Source organism: Haloferax marisrubri (assembly GCF_001469875.2).
Taxonomy (GTDB): Archaea; Halobacteriota; Halobacteria; order Halobacteriales; family Haloferacaceae; genus Haloferax; species Haloferax marisrubri.
On record NZ_LOPW02000005.1, the window covers coordinates 248,834 to 264,849 of the forward strand.

Annotated in this window: 18 protein-coding genes; 8 read left to right on the forward strand and 10 right to left on the reverse strand. The window is 69.4% G+C overall.

The window, feature by feature from the left end; genetic code table 11:
* Positions 1 to 43: 43 nt before the first annotated feature.
* The gene (locus tag AUR65_RS05735) at positions 44 to 856 is read right to left on the reverse strand and encodes a helix-turn-helix transcriptional regulator (RefSeq protein WP_058569096.1); all 813 of its coding nucleotides are present in this window, start codon (positions 854 to 856) and stop codon (positions 44 to 46) included.
* 236 nt (positions 857 to 1,092) lie between these two features.
* Here AUR65_RS05735 and AUR65_RS05740 point away from each other — a divergent pair, with 236 nt between their 5' ends.
* The 6 genes from AUR65_RS05740 to AUR65_RS05765 all read left to right on the forward strand — a co-directional run bounded on the left by AUR65_RS05740 (position 1,093) and on the right by AUR65_RS05765 (position 6,251).
* Positions 1,093 to 2,133, forward strand: a complete 1,041-nt coding sequence (locus AUR65_RS05740) for a zinc-binding dehydrogenase (RefSeq protein WP_058569097.1) — start codon at positions 1,093 to 1,095, stop codon at positions 2,131 to 2,133.
* Positions 2,123 to 2,443: a hypothetical protein gene (locus tag AUR65_RS05745; RefSeq protein ID WP_058569098.1), complete on the forward strand. Its 321-nt coding sequence runs from the start codon at positions 2,123 to 2,125 to the stop codon at positions 2,441 to 2,443. The genes AUR65_RS05740 and AUR65_RS05745 overlap by 11 nt, the downstream gene beginning before the upstream one ends.
* Before the next feature lie 224 nt (positions 2,444 to 2,667).
* A complete protein-coding gene (locus AUR65_RS05750) occupies positions 2,668 to 3,075 on the forward strand; it encodes a DUF5802 family protein (protein WP_058569099.1) in 408 nt (135 codons plus the stop codon).
* A gap of 53 nt (positions 3,076 to 3,128) precedes the next feature.
* Positions 3,129 to 4,061 carry a Vms1/Ankzf1 family peptidyl-tRNA hydrolase gene (locus AUR65_RS05755; protein WP_058569100.1) on the forward strand — a complete coding sequence of 311 codons (933 nt, stop codon included), beginning with the start codon at positions 3,129 to 3,131 and terminating at the stop codon, positions 4,059 to 4,061.
* Positions 4,062 to 4,187: 126 nt separating this feature from the next.
* Positions 4,188 to 5,213 carry a DUF1611 domain-containing protein gene (locus tag AUR65_RS05760; protein ID WP_058569101.1) on the forward strand — a complete coding sequence of 342 codons (1,026 nt, stop codon included), beginning with the start codon at positions 4,188 to 4,190 and terminating at the stop codon, positions 5,211 to 5,213.
* Positions 5,214 to 6,251 (forward strand): dipeptide epimerase, encoded by a 1,038-nt coding sequence (locus AUR65_RS05765; RefSeq protein ID WP_058569102.1) that lies wholly within the window; start codon positions 5,214 to 5,216, stop codon positions 6,249 to 6,251.
* A gap of 30 nt (positions 6,252 to 6,281) precedes the next feature.
* Here the strand turns inward: AUR65_RS05765 and AUR65_RS05770 are convergent, their stop codons facing one another.
* Positions 6,282 to 7,370, reverse strand: coding sequence for a hypothetical protein (locus AUR65_RS05770; RefSeq protein ID WP_058569103.1), 1,089 nt, complete (start codon positions 7,368 to 7,370; stop codon positions 6,282 to 6,284).
* 135 nt (positions 7,371 to 7,505) lie between these two features.
* A complete protein-coding gene (locus AUR65_RS05775) occupies positions 7,506 to 8,333 on the reverse strand; it encodes a PspA/IM30 family protein (RefSeq protein ID WP_058569104.1) in 828 nt (275 codons plus the stop codon).
* A 54-nt stretch (positions 8,334 to 8,387) separates the two neighbouring features.
* Between AUR65_RS05775 and AUR65_RS05780 the strand changes: the two genes are divergently transcribed.
* Together AUR65_RS05780 and AUR65_RS05785 are read left to right on the forward strand one after the other, a co-directional pair.
* Complete coding sequence (locus tag AUR65_RS05780) at positions 8,388 to 9,026, forward strand: dienelactone hydrolase family protein (protein WP_058569105.1); 639 nt, start codon at positions 8,388 to 8,390, stop codon at positions 9,024 to 9,026.
* Positions 9,027 to 9,098: 72 nt separating this feature from the next.
* Positions 9,099 to 10,184, forward strand: a complete 1,086-nt coding sequence (locus tag AUR65_RS05785) for a hypothetical protein (RefSeq protein WP_058569106.1) — start codon at positions 9,099 to 9,101, stop codon at positions 10,182 to 10,184.
* Between the two features lie 116 nt (positions 10,185 to 10,300).
* Here the strand turns inward: AUR65_RS05785 and AUR65_RS05790 are convergent, their stop codons facing one another.
* The 7 genes from AUR65_RS05790 to AUR65_RS05820 form a co-directional block, all read right to left on the reverse strand.
* Positions 10,301 to 10,630, reverse strand: a complete 330-nt coding sequence (locus AUR65_RS05790) for a transcription factor S (RefSeq protein WP_058569107.1) — start codon at positions 10,628 to 10,630, stop codon at positions 10,301 to 10,303.
* A gap of 90 nt (positions 10,631 to 10,720) precedes the next feature.
* Positions 10,721 to 11,275 carry a hypothetical protein gene (locus AUR65_RS05795; protein ID WP_058569108.1) on the reverse strand — a complete coding sequence of 185 codons (555 nt, stop codon included), beginning with the start codon at positions 11,273 to 11,275 and terminating at the stop codon, positions 10,721 to 10,723.
* A gap of 15 nt (positions 11,276 to 11,290) precedes the next feature.
* Positions 11,291 to 12,211, reverse strand: coding sequence for a hypothetical protein (locus AUR65_RS05800; protein ID WP_058569109.1), 921 nt, complete (start codon positions 12,209 to 12,211; stop codon positions 11,291 to 11,293).
* A gap of 85 nt (positions 12,212 to 12,296) precedes the next feature.
* Positions 12,297 to 13,133 (reverse strand): RAD55 family ATPase, encoded by an 837-nt coding sequence (locus AUR65_RS05805; RefSeq protein WP_058569110.1) that lies wholly within the window; start codon positions 13,131 to 13,133, stop codon positions 12,297 to 12,299.
* Between the two features lie 90 nt (positions 13,134 to 13,223).
* Positions 13,224 to 14,186, reverse strand: a complete 963-nt coding sequence (locus tag AUR65_RS05810; RefSeq protein ID WP_058569111.1) for a beta-ribofuranosylaminobenzene 5'-phosphate synthase family protein — start codon at positions 14,184 to 14,186, stop codon at positions 13,224 to 13,226.
* A 207-nt stretch (positions 14,187 to 14,393) separates the two neighbouring features.
* The gene (locus AUR65_RS05815; protein WP_058569112.1) at positions 14,394 to 15,005 is read right to left on the reverse strand and encodes a DUF4382 domain-containing protein; all 612 of its coding nucleotides are present in this window, start codon (positions 15,003 to 15,005) and stop codon (positions 14,394 to 14,396) included.
* Between the two features lie 254 nt (positions 15,006 to 15,259).
* Positions 15,260 to 15,988 (reverse strand): DUF4397 domain-containing protein, encoded by a 729-nt coding sequence (locus tag AUR65_RS05820; protein ID WP_058569143.1) that lies wholly within the window; start codon positions 15,986 to 15,988, stop codon positions 15,260 to 15,262.
* Positions 15,989 to 16,016 lie beyond the last annotated feature (28 nt).

The following is a 16,016-nucleotide window of genomic DNA, read 5'->3' on the forward strand; positions in this document are numbered from 1 at the left end:
ACCGCGGCGACCGGCCGGGTGCCGGGCCGTCAAGGCGTTCGGCTCACCCGTCGCCGAGGCGTTCGTCCGCTTCGTCGAGCGAGTCGAGCGTCAGGCGTTCCGCGTTCTCGCGGAGCGTCTCGAACTGCCCGTTGGCCCACTCGACGGCGTCTTCCGTGTCGTTGCGGGCGACCCCGCCGACGCCGGTGTCGGTGTAGACGACGACGCCCGCCTCCGATTCCGTCGCCCAGAGGCCGAACCGGAACGGGACCTTACCTCGGTAGAGCGTCACCGACTCGTGTCGAATCTGGTCGACGATGACCGCGCGGGACGTGGGGACGGCGACGAGTCGGTCGAACAGCTCGTCGTCGATTATCATCTCGACGACGGTCCCGCCGGCCGTCGCCGTCTCGTAGAACGGGCGGAGCTGGCCGACGAGCGCGACCGGGGCGACGCCGTAGACATGCTCCGCGCTCTCGATGCTCGAAAACAGCTCCCGAATCGCGCTGTCCGGGATGTTCGGACTCGACGTGTGAACCGTCGCACCCGTCAGGAACGCGAGCTCTAAGGGCGCGTCGGCCGGCAGCATCGACAGGAGGTCACGTCCCGCGTGGACGCCGCGGAGGGAGTCGAGACACTCGTCGTACGCGCCGAGCGCGCACCGGCCGACGCAGGTCAGTTGATACCGACCCTCGACGCGCTCGACGACCCCGGCGTCGAGCAGGTCGCGGACGACGCGGTCGACCGTCGAACGCGACGTGTCGAGGTCGTCGGCGAGCTCGCGCTTGTCTCGCGGTCGCTCCGCGAGCGACCGGACGAACGACGACCGCCTCACGAGCAGGCGCGAGAGCTGTGCTGAAGTCTCGTCTCTGTTCACGTACGTGATTCTCCTTCGAGCAGGACCCGACGACCGTCGGCCCCGACCGTTCGGCCCGCCGAGCACCCCTCGGCGTGCGCGACTACCAAACCCGACTGTGTTGGGAACCCTGCGTCGTATATATCTTCGCACCGATAGGTTTTGGAACCTGCGGTGTTCGTTGTATGTCGAAAAAGAGGAAAGACAATTGGCGTAAACCCACACTTTAGTTCCTGCCCTTCCTCGGTGGAGTCGAGATGAAAGCGGTCCAATTCACGGAGCACGGCGACCGAGACGTCCTCGAATACGGCGACTTCCCGGACCCGGAGGTCGGCCCCGACGAGGTGCTCGTCGACGTGAAGGCGGCTTCGCTCAACCACCTCGATATCTGGACGCGACGGGGGCTTCCGGGCGTCGAGTTGGAGATGCCGCATATCCCCGGCAGCGACATGGCCGGCGTCGTCACCGAGGTCGGCGAGCGCGTGACCCGGTTCGAGGCGGGCGACCACGTCGCGCTCATCGCGGGCGTCGCCGGCGGCGGCGACGAGTTCTCCCGGAAGGGCGACCCGACGCTCGCGCCGGACTTCCACATCATCGGCGAGCACGTCCGCGGCGTCCACGCCGAGTTCGCGGCGATTCCCGAGGAGAACCTCGTGCCCGTCCCCGAGGACGTGCCGTGGGAGGTCGCCGGCTCCGCGTCGCTCGTCTTCCAGACCGCGTGGCGGATGCTCGTCGACCGCGGCGAACTGCGCCCCGGCGAGAAGGTGCTCGTCCTCGGCGCGTCCGGCGGCGTCGGCCACGCGGCCGTCCAAATCGCCGACTACGCGGGCGCGGAAGTGTACGCGACCGCCTCCACCGACGAGAAACTGGAGTACGCGAAAGAGTGCGGCGCGGACCACGTCATCAACTACGAGGAAGACGACTTCTCGAAGGAGATTCGGAAGCTCACGGACGGCCGCGGCGTCGATATGGTGGTCGACCACATCGGCGAGGCCACCTACAAGCAGTCGCTCAAGAGCCTCGTCAAGGGCGGCCGCGTCGTCACCTGCGGAGCGACCACCGGCCCCGACCCGGGCGCGGGCCTCAACTACATCTTCTGGAACCAGCTCTCGGTCATCGGCTCGACGATGGCGACGCCCGGCGAGGCCGACGAGGTGCTCGACCTCGTCTGGGACGGCACCTTCGAACCCCGCATCCGCGAGACGCTTCCCATGAGCGAAATCGACCGCGCGCACGAACTCATCGAGGAGCGACAGGGCTTTGGCAAGGTGGTCGTAATCCCAGATAGTGAGCTCTGACACCACGGCTCGGGACGACGCGACCGCCGAGTCCGACACCTACGTCCACCGGCCGGACGGCGTCGCCGTCGGCGGCGGTAGCTCGGAGCCGGAGGCGACCGGCTTCGGGAGCCGCGGCTGGGTGCTCGTCGGCGTCGTCGCGCTCTGTTTCCTCGTCATCCCCGGCGCGGTGTACCTCGTGCCGTCGCTCCCGGCGATGGCCGGCCTGCCGTACCTCGCGGCCATGCTGGCCCTGCCGATGCTCCCGGCGCTCGCGCTCGGCCTCGTCGCCGTCTGGTCGATGACCGCGGCGACCCGGGGCGACGACTGAACGCCCGTAACGCCCGTAACCGCACCTTCGACCCGCCGAAACCGCGCTCCCGAAGCGAGCGAGACGCGACGCCCGTTTTCACGACCGATTCTCTCCCACCGGAGCCCCGCTCTCGTCTGCCGGTGTCGACTCCCGTCCCCGATTCTCGACGGTGGAATTGCGTGTCGATATAAATGGTTCCGACAAGGCTTATCCCGTTTCGTGGTTGACATTCACACGCACAGATGTTCGAACGCTTTTCCAGCAGTTACTTCCTCGGCCGATTGTACGTCGAACCGTACGACGGGACCGAGGCGGCGATTCACCGAACGGAACACGAGCGACTCAACGAGTGCGTCTACACCGACGGCCGCGGCGTCGAGCGAGTCGACTACCCGCTCGTGATGAAACTCGATACGGCCCACTTCCCGGTCGTCGGCGACGACGGCGTCCCCTCGGGGACCCTTGCGCTCCCCCGAGACGCCGTGGACTCCGACGCGCTCCCGGACGACAGACCGGTGCTCCTCGCCGACGCCCCGCGAGCGGCCGAGCTGCTCCGGTACGCCGGCTACGACCTCGACGCCCTCTCGCCCGGCACTCCGGGCGGAACCGACGGCCCCGGCCCGGACCGTCCGGACGACAGGCTGGCGTAAGACGCTCGCCTCGCGTCCGAACGCTCAAGTGGTCGGCCCGCACGCGTCCGTGTATGCTGGACGAGTTGTTGGGTCGAGCCGAACTCAAAGCGCGCATCGCCGAGTTGGAAGACGAACGCGACGCGTTAGCCGGGCGTCTGGAGGGCGAGTCGGACCGCCGAAAGGAGGCGGCCCGCGCGCGACAGGAAGCCGAGAAGGAGGTCAACCGCCTCGAAGACCGCGTCACCGAACTCGAAGACCGCGTGGAGCGCCTCTCGGGCGACGACGACTCCCTCGACTTCCGCGGGACCGAGGACCTCCGCGGCGACCGCCTCCGCGAGGTGCTGTCCCGCCTCGACTCGCTTTCGACCGACGCGGAGGGCGCGCTCACCGCCGCCGTCTCCGACGACCGCTCGCTTCCCTCGGCCGCCGAGTCCGCCTTCGGCGACCGCGCCCCGCTCGTCCGCCGGGCCGCGCCCTGCGTCGCGCTCACCGACGACGCCGGACTGGTGAGCGTCGCGCTCTCCCCGCCTCGTCAACCCGACGGCTTCGACGCCTGGAGCGACGGATTCGACCTCGACCCGGCGTGGTTCCACCCGACCGAGACCACCGTCGTCGCCCTCGTCCGCGGCGACCTGTTCGCCCTCGGCCGCTACACGGACGGCGACCTCGAATTCGTCGAGGGCTTCGAGAGCGACGTGAAGTCCACCCACTCCAAAGGCGGGTTCTCGCAGGCTCGCTTCGAGCGCATCCGCGAGGGCCAAATCGACGACCACATCGACCGCTGTCACGAGGTGCTCGACGAGTTCCTCGGCGGCGATTCCGGCGCGGGCGAGGGAGTTGCCGGCGACGACGCCGACCTCGTCGTCCTCGGCGAGCGAACCGTCCTCGGCGAATTCCGCGAGCGGGCCGCGCTGACCGCCACCGTGGACGCCAGCGGCGACCCCGAAGCGGCGCTCGCCGAGGCGTCCAGGGAGTTCTGGACCACGCGGCTCTACCGGCTCTGAGCCGGCGGCGACGCCGCGGCTGCTCTCCCGGCCGCCTTCGAATACTCGCAGACAACTCGGCGATATGACCCGGCAGTCGCCGCCGAATCGCCCCACCTTTTAGGGTGGCACGTAGTGACATCCTGTATGAACGACCCACAGCGAGTCGTCGTCCTCGCACACGAGAAGTTCCCCGACCGCGCGAAGACCGCCACGGGCGTCCTGAAGTACGCCGACTACGACGTGGTGGCCGTCCTCGACCGCGACAACCCCGGAACCTCCGCGGCCGACCACCGCCGCGACCTCCCCGACGTGCCCGTCGTCGCCTCGATGGCCGACGCGCCCGACGCCGACGCCCTCCTCGTCGGCATCTCGCCCATCGGCGGCGCGTTCGACGAGACGTGGCGCGACGACGTTCGCACCGCCCTCGAACGCGGCTGTGACCTCATCTCCGGCCTCCACTACTTCCTCACCGAAGACGAGGAGTTCGCCCGCCTCGCCGACGAACACGGCTGCGACATCAACGACGTTCGCAAGCCCCACGACGACCTCGGCGTCGCGCAGGGCAAGTCCGCCGACGTGGACGCCGAAGTCGTCCTCACGGTCGGCACCGACTGCTCGGTCGGCAAGATGACCGCGACGCTCGAACTCGTCGAGGCCGCCCGCGAGCGCGGCATCGACGCGGGCTTCATCCCGACCGGCCAGACCGGCATCATGATTGCGGGCTGGGGCAACCCCGTCGACCGCGTCGTGAGCGACTTCACCGCCGGCGCGGTCGAGGAGATGATTCTGGAGAAGGGCGACGAACACGACGTGCTGTTCGTCGAGGGCCAAGGGAGCATCGTCCACCCGGCATACTCGGCGGTCACCTGCGGCATCCTCCACGGCGCGATGGCCGACAAGCTCGTCCTCTGTCACGAGGCCACCCGCGAGGCGATTCACGGCTACGAGGAGTTCGCCCTGCCCGACCTCTCGGAGTACGTCTCGCTGTACGAGAACCTCGCCGACCCGGTCCACGAAGCCGACGTGGTCGCCGGGATGCTCAACACCTCCCACGTCGACGACGACGTGGAGGCGGCCGAGGCCGTCGACGCCTTCGCCGACGAACTCGGCGTCCCCGCGGTCGACCCCGTCCGGTTCGGCTCGGCCGACCTCGTAGACGAGGTGTTCTAGATGCTCACGACCGAGTTCGAGCGCGTCTCGATGCCGCTCGCGGAGCCGTTCGGCATCGCCCGCGGCGTCCAGACCGAAGCCGAGAACGTCGTCGTCCGAATCGAGGACGAAGGCGGCATGACGGGCGTCGGCGCGGCCGCCCCGTCGTCGCACTACGGCGAGACCGCCGACACCGTCGAGGCCGTCCTTCCCGACCTGCTCTCGGTAGTCGAGCAGGTCGGCGACGCCCACGCCATCGACCGCATCGAGCGCGAGATGGCCGAGACGGTCCGCCGCAACCCGGCCGCGCGGACCGCCGTGAGCATCGCCCTCCACGACCTCGCGGCCAAGCGCCTCGGCGTCCCGCTGTACCGCCTCTGGGGGCTCGACCCCTCGCGGACGCCCACCTCGTCGTACACCGTCGGCCTCGACGACCTCGACACGATGCGCGAGAAGACCAAGGAGGCCTACGAGGCCGGCTACGACGTGCTCAAGGTCAAACTCGGCACCGACCGCGACAGGGCGATTATCGAGGCCGTCCGCGACGAGGCTCCCGGCGTGACCATCCGGGTCGACGCCAACGAGGCGTGGACGCCCCGCGAGGCCGTCGAGATGACCGAGTTCCTCGCCGACCACGGCGTCGAGTTCGTCGAACAGCCGGTCCCCGCCGAGGATTACGAGGGGCTGAAGTTCGTCTACGACCACGGCGCGCTCCCCATCGCGGCCGACGAGTCCTGCATCACGGCCGACGACATCCCGCGCATCGCCGACCGCGTCGATATCGCGAACCTCAAACTGATGAAGTGCGGCGGCCTCACGGAGGCGAAACGCGCCATCCACGCCGCCCGCGCCCACGGGCTGGAGGTCATGCTCGGGTGCATGATAGAGACGAACGCCGCCATCGCGGCGGGCTGTCACCTCGCGCCGCTTCTCGACTACGCCGACCTCGACGGCTCGCTCCTCCTCGCGGACGACCCCTACGAGGGCGTTCCGATGCCGAACGGCGCAATCGACCTCGAAGCCCTCGACCGCTCCGGGACCGGCGCACAGCGTCGGTGATGCGGCGACGACGACGACGCTGAACGCCTCTCAGGACTCCCAGTCGAGGTCGTCTTCGCGGGTCTCCGACCGGAGCACGAACGGCCCGATAGAGAGCGTCCGCTTGGCGACCGTCGAGATTCGCAGGACCGCGGCCGCGAGCACGGCGAACGGCGCGAGCGAGACAGCCACCACGAACGCCACGGTGAGAAGCAGGTTCGAGACGCCGAGCGTCGCGCCCGTAATCGTGGTCGGGTCGTCCAGAAAGAGAATCGCACCGATGCTCGCCACGAGCGCGGGGACGGCCGCGTAGAACATCGTCCGCGAGAGGTCGACCAGTTCCCACCGGAAGTAGAGCGTCTTGACGTGTTCGCGGGCGGGGCCGAACAGTTCGAGCGCGTCGCGAAGCTCCGACAGCGCCGTCTTCGTCTCCGACGAGAGGTCGGCGTCGTGGACGCGGCGGAGCCGCGCCGCCTGATAGATTTTCCACGAGTAGTTCAGGTCCAGCGCCGCCGACAGCACCTCGAACGTCCCGAACTGCCGGCCCTCCAGTCGCTCGGCGACCGCCTCGGCGTTGGACTCGACCTCCTCGGCGAACTCGCGGACGCGGGTCGTCGGGTCGGCGTCGCTCGTGTCTGCGTCGCCGCTCTCGCTCGCGTCACCATCGGCATCGAGCGTGTCTTCGACCGCCCGCGCCCGCGACGCGATGCCCTCGGCCAGCGCGCGAAGGAACGCCGAGGGCTCCGGCGGCGCGACCGGCGCGTCCAGCAGGTCGGCCACGTCCTCGCGGAAGCGCATCGACCCCTCCATCCGGTCGCGCTGGTCGCCCAGCGGGCCGAGTTCGCGCGAGAGCACGAGCTGGTTGATGGTGACGACGAGCGTGACGCCCGTGATAATCGCGGTGAGAAGGCCCTGCGCGAGCGTCTCGATGGGGTCCGAGGACTCGACGGCGACCCGAAGTGGGGTCGGGTCAAGTTGGCCGAGAACGACGACGCTACAGAAGACGACGACGAGCGGGGCCGCGGCCACGACGCGGCGGTCCGCGTCGAGAAGGGCGCGTAGTTTCGCGCGGCTCGTCGTCCCGCGCTCCCGCATCGTGTCGTCGGGCTCGCCGGCCGACGGACCGCCGGTGTTCGACATGACCGAAGCTATCGCGCGGCGGGTTCAAGTGCGTACTGGCGATTAATCGCAGGGACGGCCGAATCGCAGGATGGCGGAGGCGGTAGGGAGACGGGGCGGTTGAGGCGGCGAGGGAGATTGAGACGGCGGGCGTACTTAGGAGGAGGACGAAGAGTCGTCTTCGTTCTTCAGTTCTTCCAGTTCGGCTTCGACCTCCTCGTCGGCCACGTCGGTCTCGACGTCGACATCGGCGTCGTCCGCGCTCTCGCTCGACGACGACCCGGAGGACTTGCCCATCTCGGCTTTGAGCGTCTCAAGCTCCGTGTCGACTTCGGCGCTGGTGCGGCCGGCTTCGAGTTCGCGCTCGATAGAGTCCTTGTCCGACAGGGCGTCGTCGAACGCGCCGGAGTCCATGAGTTCGTCCATCGCGGCGGAGCGGGCCTCCATCTCGTCGGTGCGTTCCTCGGCGCGTTCGAGCGCGCGGCCCACGTCGGCCATCTCGTCGCCGACGCCGGACATCGCCTCGGAGACGCGGCTCGACGCCTCGGCGGCCTCGTAGCGGGCCTTCATGGTCTCCTTTTTCGTGCGGAACTCCTCGATGCGGCTCTGGAGTTCGTCCTTCTTGTTGACGAGCTGGTCCTGCGTCTCCTGCAGGCTGGCGATTTGCGTCTCCAGCTCCTCGATTTGGCTCATCTTGGCCTGCTTCTTTTCGAGCGCCTTGCGGGCGAGGTCCTCGCGGTCCTGCTGGACGGCCTCGCGGGCCTGGTCGTTGTGCTTTTCGACGTTCTCTTCGAGGCGGCGCTTCTGAATCTCCAGTCGCTTCTTCTGGGTCGTCAGGTCGGCGATACCCTGTTTGACCTGCTGTAGCTCGTCGCGCATCTTCTCGTAGGAGTAGTCGAGCGTCTCGGTCGGGTCCTCCGCACGGTTGAGGAGGGCGTTTATCTTCGACCGGATGACGTACGACGTGCGAGAGAGAATTCCCATACCCAATTACTACGCGACGTTCGGCTTAAAACCTCACCAGCGCAACCTGTCTCTATGACCGAGACGATTCTCGTGCCCGGTGGCCGCGACGTGCGGGCGACCCTCGACCGCGCCGGCGACGACGGCGCGGACGGTACTGACGACGCGGCGGACCGAGTCGACACGGTCGTCGTCGCCTGCCCGCCCCATCCGCAGCACCAAGGCCACCGCGGTGACGCCCGCCTCGTCGCCGTCAGCGACGCGCTCACCGCCCGCGGCGCGGACTGCCTCCGCTTCGATTACGGCCCGTGGGACGAGGGCTACGGCGAGCGCGCCGACACCCTCCGAGCGGTCGAGTGGGCCGCGGAGCGCTACGACCGCGTGGGCCTGTTCGGCTTCTCGTTCGGCGGCGCGATGGCGCTTCTCGCGGCCGCCGACGGCGCGGCCGTGGGGGCCGTCTCCGCGCTCGGTCCCGCCGGGCGACTCGCCGACGACCTCGATGCCGTCGCCGCCTTCGACCGCATCCCCGTCCCCGTGCAGGTCGTCTACGGCACCCGCGACGACATCGCCGACTGGGAACCCGTCGTCGAGCGCGCCCGCGAGTACCACCAACCGGTCGTCGAGTTCGCGGCCGACCACTTCTTCGTCGGACAGGAGGCGAAGGTCGCGGCCGCCGTCGCCGACTTCCTCCTCCCGAATCTCGGCGTCGAGTGAGCGACGGGGTCGTCCCGACCGAACGACAATTCGACCGAACGACATTTTTGACTCGGCTCCGAAGCCGCTTGCATGGTCCCCCGCAAGCGACTCGTCGCCGTCGTCGCCCTCCTCCTCGTCGGCGTCGCGCTGAGCCAGTCGTTCGCCGTCGCCACCTCCACCTCGACGCTCGAATCGACGTACGAAGCCGAGGAAGTGACCGCCGAATCGCCGCCCGGCCTCGTCGCCTCCTACGACGCCGACGTGGTCAACCTCGCCGCGACGGTGAACGAGACGACGCAACTCCGAGAGCCGGTCGCCACCGCCGCCCGGACCGGCCGGTACGACGGCGATATCGAACCCGAGGCGTACATGACCCTCTCGGACGTGAACGAAGACGCCGATTTCGCGGTCTACGACGGCCGGTACTATCGGTTCTCGCTGAACGTCTCGGGCGACCCCGTCAGCGCGACCATCGAACTCGAACCGACCGACTGGGAGACCGTCGCCGCCGCGGCGTCGTCGCCCGCCGCGAACGCCAGCGCCGACGTGCGCGAGGCCATCGACGGCGGCACCGTCACCAACAGCACGTTCGTCGTGCCGGGGCTCTACGAGCGCGGCGGCGCGCACTACCTCGTCTATCCCGCGAACGAGGGCGAGATTATCGGGAACTTCCTCGCCGTCATCGGCGGGTTCCTGTTCAATCCCCTCGGCTGGGCGTACACCGTCGCCGGCCTCGGCCTCCTCGGCGCGTTCCGTATTCGACGCCGCGCCCGCCCGCTGGACCGCCGAACCGCCGTTCTGGTCGTCCCCGGAACCCTCGTCGCCATGTGGCTGGGGACGACACTCACCAGCACCGGGTCGCTCGGTATGCGCTACGTCCTCGTCCCCGGTATCGGCGTCGTGACCGCTTTCGGCCTGTTCGCCGGCTTCTGTATCCGCCGCGGGTCGTGGAAGTCGCTCGTCGGCTGGAGCGTCGCGCTCGCCGTCGGCGTCGTCGCGGCCGACGCCGTCGCAATCGGTCTCGTCGGCACGATTTTCGGCACGCTCGGCCTCATCGTCGGCTGGTTCGGGAGCCTGTTGCTCGTCCCCTACGGCTACGCGCTCGCGGCCGACCCCGAGGACGAGCGTGAGGTCGGCCCGGGTGCGGTGACGGCCGAGGAGTTGGGAGACGGGTGATTCGGCCCTTTGGGAGATAGTGAGAACGGAAAATAGGGCTTGTCAGTCTCTCAGTTGTACTCCCGCCACGCGATTACCGGCGTGGTCGACGACGAGTCTGTGACCCTGTCAGTCGCTCAGTTGTACTCCCGCCACCGATACCCACATTCCTGACATTTAAAGAACCGCGTCGGCGGTTCGTCGGCCGACCCGGTCTGCTTGATGGTGTACCACGCTTTCGTGTGGCCGCAGTCGTCGCAGTGAACGTCCTTCGCGGTCGGCTTGCCCTCGAACTCCGCGCCCTCTTCGGTCTCGATGAGTTCGTCGCCCGACTGCGCCTCGGTGGAGACGAACTCCGCCGCGAGGTCCTCGTCGCGCTCGGCGGTCCCCCCGCAGTCGTCGTTCGTGCAGGTCATCGCGCCGTTCTGGCTCACCATCATCGAACCGCACTCGTCGCAGAACTGCATACCCGCCGGTAGCGGACCGAGGGCAAAGAAACTGTCACTCCGCGCCGTCGGGAGAGGGAAAACCAGAACCGACCCGCCGCGCCGCCGCCGTCAGTCGTCCTTCTCGACCATCGGGCAGTTCCGCACCCGGAAGTGGTCGCTGTCTTCGAGTTCGACGATGGTCGTCCCCTCGTGGTGGCACGCGAGTTCCGGCGGCGCGGCGAAGTGCTCGCAACGCTGGCAGAACTCGGTCTTGGGGACGACGTGGTCCGCGACGCCCTCGCCGTCGTCGACCGGCGTGGCCTCGGCTCCGACGCCGACGCCCTCCGACCGCTCGTCGTCGTCGCCTTCGACGAGCGCCGTCCACACGTCGTCGCGGTCGAGTTCGCCGACTTCGACCGACTCGAACAGGTCGTCCACGTCGTCGCGCTGGTCGGTGACGCGCGAGCGGTCGCGGCGCTCGGCCACGCGCCCCGCGAGGTCCGAGAGGGGGGCCGAGTCGGCGTCGGCGTCGCCGCCGCGGCCGTCTCGGTCCGCCGCCGAATCCCGCTCGGGGTCGGGTGCGTCGTCTGTCGGGGCGTCGCGCTCGCGTCGCTCGTCGCGGTCGCCGAGGGCGAACGCGTCGTCTCTCGCCGCGTCGTCTGTGGGGTCGTTGTCGTCGGTCATCGTCCTCGTGGGGTCTCAGTCGTCGCCGTGTTCGCTCCCCGCCGCGGCCCCCTGCTGGGCCGACTCCTCCTCTCGGGAGGCGTATCGGTCGCCGTCGGCCGCGTCGCCGGTCACAGACTCGTCGTCGACCACGCCGGTAATCGCCTCGCCGAGGAGGTCGGACACCTCGCCGGTCGCGCGGGACGTGTCGGCCGACTCCAGCGCGGGCGGCCGGCCGGTGTGGAGCGTCGCCGTCCCGAAGAAGCCGGGGGAGGCCGACAGTTCGCGGAACGGGGACCGACACGACGGACAGCGGGGCTCCGCGAGCAGGTCCAAGTGAACGGTCTCGTTGCACTCCTCGCACCGCGCTTTCTTCTCGCCGGTCGCGTTCGCGGTGCGGAGGAGTTCGGCGAGCGCCTTCCGTTCGAGGTCGGCGGCTTCGAGGTCCGCCGCCCGCCCGCGGAGGTCCAACAGCGTTCGCGCGACCGCTCGGAGGTTCTCGTCGAGCGTCACGGTCGCTTCGTCGAGATAGGTGAGAATCTCCTCGAAGTTCTCGAAGCCGCCGTCGAGTCGCTCGTCCACGTCGGCCACGCGCTTTCGAACCGCGTGCACGTCGTCAGCTAACCGGTCGAGTTCGGCGTCCAACTCCGGGTGCGCGTGGTCCCGCGGGGCCTTCTCGTCGGCCTCGCGTTTGACCTGCACGACGCGCATCCGCACGTCGGATATCTTCTCGTCTAGCTCGCCTTCGAGTTCCTCGACGCGGCCTTCGACCCCGTCGAGTCGGCCCGGAACCGCCTCGGCGTCGTCGAGCGATTCGCCCGCGTCGCTCACGGCGAGCCGGTAGGTCCCGAGCGCCCGTGCGAGCACCGTCTTCGGGTCGACGCCCTCCTCGTCGGCGCGCGCCTCGACCCACGTGCGGAGGTCGTCTGACAGCGACACTCCGTCTTCCCCTTCCATCTTCGTTTCCAGTTTGTCTACGAAGCCTTAAGAACTATCCCCGAATTCTCGGCAGTCTGTCGCGCCCCCGACGCGCTGCGTTCGCTCAGCGAATCTTCCGCACGTCGCTCACGTCGAGGCCGCTCTCGTTGATTTCGGTCTCGAACTGCACGATGTTCTCGCTCTCCAGTCGGGCGAGCACGCCGCGAAACTCCTGGACGACCATGGTCCGCGCGCGTTTCGACCCGCCGGACTCCCACTCGAACAGTAGCGTCCCGCCGGTCGCACCCTTGAGGACGCCGAGTTCGGTCTTCGAGAGCGCCTCGGTGCTCACGAGCACGAGGATGAGCCCGCCCCACTGGTAGGACGCCTTCTCCAGTCCCTTGATGACCATCGCGATGTCCGACCACGTCATCTCGTCGGACTGGCTGGCCACGAGGTCGGTCAGGGAGTCGATGACGACGAGGTTGCCGGGGGCGTGCTGGCTCAGGGTGGTTCCCAGCGCGCCGAGCACGGACTCGCGGTTGTGTCGGTGGCCGAGGTCCTCCAACTTCGTCGGCTGGCCGAGGTACCACTCGCGCGGAATCGGGCTGAGTTGGAAGTACTCCGGCGAGAGGTCGTGGAACTCGATGTGTTCGATTGCGGACTCGACGACCTCGTCGTCCATGGTGTAGCCCATCTCGCGGCGCAGGTACTCCTCGCCGGCGGTAAAGGAGACGTAGTGAATCTCCGGCGGCGGCGTCGCGGTGTCCGCGAGCGAGCCGTAGTGGAGGTCGAACAGCTCCTCGTCGGTGTGCGAGAGGGCGTTCATCGTCGCGCTCGTGTAGAGGAACTCGCGAGCGCCCGCGCCGGACTCGCCCGCGAGGAGCACGACGTTCCCCGGGGGTGCGCCGCCGCCGATGATGCTGTCGAGGCGGGGGACGCCGAAGGGGATTTGAGACATACAGAATCCGACTCGGTCGGGTCGGTTAGGCGTTTCGGGGAGCGCGGCGGGCCTGTCTCGCCGACCAACCCCTGTCGCGGCGCTCTCCGCTCACTCGACGCTCGCGCCGCGGTTCCGCCCGCGGGCGACCGAGACGGTGCCGTCGATGTCGGCGTCGGCCAGCGCGGCCCGGCCCGCCTCGACCGCCTCGTCGACGTGGTCGGCGTCGGTGACGCCGTAGACGGTCGGCCCCCACGACGACTGGCCCGCGCCGTAGACGACGGGCGACTCCGACAGCGACGAGACGAGCGCGCCGACCGGCGGCCGGTAGACCCCGCCCTGCTCGTCGGCGTACCACGTCCCGTTGAGCCGGCCGACGGACTCGACCGCCTCGCCGAAGCGCTCGGCGGACCCCTCGGCGAGCGCCGGGAGGAGCCGTCGCGTGACGATGCCGGCGATTCGGTCGCCGGTCTGCGCGTCCGCGCGCTCGACGACGGAGCGCATGCTCGACTCCTCGGCCGCGCCGTTGCGGCCGGGGTCGACGTCGGGGACGACGAGCAGGAACCGCCAGCGGTCGGGTACCTCGTGCCGGGCGGCGACCGCCGGCACCGACCACGAGCCGTCTTCCGGTCGGTCCGTAGTGAAGCGCGCGGTCGGGTGTCCCGCGTCGAGGACGGCCCCGCCGGCTTCGAAGGTGGCGACGCCGACCCCGGAGCGGCCGCCGCGCCCCATCTCGGGGGCGAGTCGGCGCACGTCGGCCTCGCGGTCGGTGGCGGCCGCGACCGCCCGCAACACCGCGAGCGCGAGCTGTGTCCCGCTCCCGAGGCCGGCGTGTCGCGGCAGGGCGCGCTCGACCGAGAGGTCGATGCCGTCGGCTCCGAGGAGTTCGACCGCCTGCTCGGCGTACTCGCGGGCGGCGGGATGCCGACACCGAACCTCGGACGCGGGCTCGGCGGCGACGACCACCCGCGGCTCGTCGAGCGCGACGCCCACGCCGCCGTAGAGGCGGTCGCGGGCGAGGCTCAGATTGAGGAAGCCGAAGTGGATGCGCGCGCCGGTCGAGACCCGAACCATGTCACCGGCTATCGGCGGGGACGCCAAAAGGAGGTTTCGACCATGGCAACGCGGGCCGGAGTCTCCCGCCGCTGTCGGTCGGTTTCGACTCTCGCGGCGGGCGTCGGCAGAGGGCCGAACGGTCGAAAACGCGGGGAGAACAGGTGTGGGCCGAATCGAAGCGGGGCCGGGAACTCCAGCGGGACCAGTCGCGTCGGAGCGACCGCGTTACGAGGTCGTTTCGTTCGTCGTCGTCTCGTTGGCGGTCGAATCAGTCGTCGTCTCGTTCGCCGTCGTCTCCTCCGACTCGTACGTCACCGTCACCTCGTCGGCGACGGGCTGGAGGACGTACTTGCCCGCGTTGCCGGCCGCGACGGGCGTGAAGTCGGCCGTGAACGTGGTCGTCTCGTCGGCGCGAATCTCGAAGGACCGCTCGAACTTCAGCGGGGCAGACCCGGGAACCTCGACGGTCGCGGACGACCCGTCCGCGAGGGTCGCGTCGGTCTCCGACACCTCGACCTGCAGGAACTCGTAGGTGCCCGTCTCCAGTTCGAACTCCTCGACGAGCGCGGAGGCGTCGCCCTGTAGCTCGACGAGGTCGAGTGCTGTGCCGCCCGCGTCGAGCGACTCCGCCTCGCCGTCGGCGGGCTTGACGCGGACCGTCGAGACCGTCACGACGCAGGACTCGAAGTCGTCGATGTCGCCGGGCTTGTCGCTCACGCGGGTCGAGAGCGTCCCCGTCGTCGCGGACGCGGTGCCCATACAGCCGGCGAGACCGGCGGTGGTTGCGGCGGCGATTCCGGCGGCGGACGTGAGGAAGCGTCGTCTGGTGTGTGTCATTGGTTGTGTTCGCGTGTCTGCGGGGTGTCGCGGCGCGACCGGGCGGTCCGCGCGATGACTGGTGGGGAGCCGCCGTCGCCCCGCGACACCGACCGCTCTGCACGCCGCCGTATTGAAGGGTGAAAACCGGCTCGCCGGCTTGCGGTCGTTGGCGTGAAATTCGGGTCGAACGGCGTCGAATTTCGCCGAGTTTCGTCGGAAAATGTGGCGTTCTCGCCGCCGACCCGCGCGGGCGGGCGGCGGACGGTATCGACTCAGCGCACGCGACAGACGTTCCCGTTGGACGGCGGGTCGCGGGCGGGCGACACCGCGTCCACCACGGGCAGGACGCTGAAGCCGGGCGACCCGCCGGTGGCGAACCCGATGGCGAACACCGTGTAGGTCCGGCCGCCGGCGACGGTCGCTCCGGGGACGTCGAGCACGACCGTCCCGTCAGACGAGAGGACGACCTGCAGGTCGTACGTTCCGGCAGGCACCGTCTCGTAGTGCGAGACGTCGCCGAACGCCAGCCCCGAAAACAGCGTCGGGCCGTCTTTGACGACGATGTCGACTTCGGGCGCGTCGGGCGAGAAGTGGGCGACGCGGACTCTGGCCTTCCGGTACGGTGCCGGGCGGTTCGTGTCCGTGAGCACGGTGGCCGCAATGTTGTCGAGCACGTCCGTCGCCGCGATGGTGTAATCACGGTTGCGCCGGAGCGTGACCTCGGTGTCGATGACGACCGTCGAGGCGTCGCCCGCGGGCGTGACCTCGACCTGATACGTCCCCGCCGGGACGGTGAAGTAGTCGGAGAGGACGCCGAACGGGACGCCCTGCAGGCCGGGGAACGGCTCGCCGTTCACGTACACGTCTACGGGGGGCGCGTCGGGCGAGAAGTGGCCGACTCGGAACCGCGCGTCACCCGCGGCGACGCCGCCGGGGCGTGCCGCCGCGGTCGTCGCGCCGCCAGCGAGTAGGAGTCCAGTTGCGCCGAGGCTCTTCAGCATCGTTCGTCGAGAGAGGGACGACATCTGC